This window comes from Hungatella hathewayi WAL-18680, assembly GCF_000235505.1.
Classification (GTDB): Bacteria; Bacillota; Clostridia; order Lachnospirales; family Lachnospiraceae; genus Hungatella_A; species Hungatella_A hathewayi_A.
Window position 1 is genome coordinate 2,987,627 of sequence record NZ_JH379027.1, and the last position, 1,792, is coordinate 2,989,418.

Annotated in this window: 3 protein-coding genes; all 3 read right to left on the minus strand. The window is 50.8% G+C overall.

All coding sequences use genetic code 11. The features are described from left to right. Positions 1-522, minus strand: a 522-nt coding sequence (locus HMPREF9473_RS13445) for a DUF4956 domain-containing protein (RefSeq protein ID WP_006780676.1), incomplete at its 3' end; no start/stop codon positions are given. A 15-nt stretch (positions 523-537) separates the two neighbouring features. Beyond that, a complete protein-coding gene (locus tag HMPREF9473_RS13450; RefSeq protein WP_006780677.1) occupies positions 538-1,239 on the minus strand; it encodes a polyphosphate polymerase domain-containing protein in 702 nt (233 codons plus the stop codon). Then, positions 1,239-1,792 (minus strand): hypothetical protein (locus HMPREF9473_RS13455; RefSeq protein WP_006780678.1); only part of this gene is annotated, 554 nt, incomplete at its 5' end. The genes HMPREF9473_RS13455 and HMPREF9473_RS13450, both read right to left, overlap by 1 nt.

Here is a 1,792-nt window from a genome sequence, read left to right on the forward strand (position 1 = left end):
TGCCCGGCGCACCGATTCCTCGCACTCCAGCTGGCTGACGTAGTTGACAATCATCACATAGGTGTTCACCTCCCCCTTCCAGCGCTTCAGAAGGAAGAACACCAGAGCCACAAACAGGAAGCTGAACAGGGCGATATAATAATAGTGAGCGCCCACCGCAATTCCCGTAGTGATGGCCCAGAACATGAACATCAAATCCAGCGGGCTCTTCACCGCCGTCCGGTAACGGACGATACTCAGCGCGCCAACCATACCAAGGGACAACGTGATGTTGGAGCTGATCGTCACGATGATGACCGATACCAGGATGGTCATCACCACCAGTGACAGGTTGAAGGAATGGTCATATACCACCCCGATAAAGCATTTCCGGTAAACCATAAAGATCCCCAGCCCAAGTACCAGCGCCACCAGAAGTGTCACCACAAGGACTCCCGGATTGACTTCCTGGGGAATGGATTTTAAAAACGATTTTTTGAACAAATCTGAAAATGTTGTCGTCTTGCTTGCTAGAACAGTCATCTGTCTTCTCCTTTATTATCGATACTCCCGAATCTTATCTGCACACAGACAGTATTTTGACGCCGAAGTCTGCGTGAAATGATTGACGTAAAACAGGCGGCGGATTCTCTCCGGAAGATAACCGGTAAATTTGATCTCCAGAATCATCTCATCCGGCCGTAACACCCCATAAGTAGGAATTTTATCATCGAAGATATCATCCTCCGGCCGCCCGGCCCGCACCTCCTTGTCAAAGGTGATTCTCACCGTCCCCGCGTCATAGATGTAGGGCTCCCGCTCATAATCCACAATGACCTCCGGACGCAGAAGCGCCGTTCTCGCGTCAACAAAAAATTCTTTTGCGATAGGCTCCTCCCTTTTTAACAGGAAAGCCAAATCGCCTGCCAGAAGGCTGTCATATTCCTCCCGCCGTAATGGCACCGATTCCTTAAATATGTACGCCCCCTGCTTGTGCTTGCACTCTAAATGGATGATGGTATCCTCGCAGTTGTACACCCGCACCCGGTACTTTTTTCTGGCATAGACGCCGTCCAGCTTTTCCCGGTAGGCGCTGCGGTACATGTCGTCAAAATAGAGACTTCGTATCATATACTCCCCGGTTTCCCCCGCGTGTTTATCCTGTTCCATCATGGTGGAGAGAATCTGCCGAAGCTCGATATGCTGTGCTTTCTTAATCAGGTATTTCTGCTCATACCGGTAATCTCCCTTCAATGACATCACCTCACTTCCACCTGCATAACACCGGGATAATAGACATCATTTACCGCAATCTTATTCATGGAGCGCACAACTCGGCCATCCTCCGACGACGCCTGCACCTTCCAGTAGAAAACTCCATCTCCCAGCTGCTGCTTTGGCACCTCCAGGCTTAAGGAGGTGAGACCGGCCTGATCCACGACTGGGTTTGACATATCCGGATAGCGGCTGACCCACACGTGATAGGCGATATCCTTTGCCTGAAAATCGTAAGCGTCCCCCCAGCTAAACTTCACCGCATCCGCAGACTCCTCAATCTCATACATCCAAAACGGCATCAGCGCCTCCAGACTCTCCTCAAACAGCCGGTAATTCTCCTCCAGTTCATCACCAAGATTGGCGATTATCTCATTTCGCTCCTCTATGGTATTTCCAAGGTACATCAAATCCGGCATCTGGTTGATAAACGGTTCCACCACCGCGTTGTACTGGGCCGCCTTCTCATCGATCAGGTCACCGTTCAGCCACTGGTGCATCTCATCCGCCTTTTGTTTCAGCCGCTCCCGGTTTTTCT

Excerpts from the sequence above, each read along its gene's own strand:
- HMPREF9473_RS13450 (WP_006780677.1), bottom strand. The coding sequence starts at position 1,239 with ATGTCATTGAAGGGAGATTACCGGTATGAGCAGAAATACCTGATTAAG.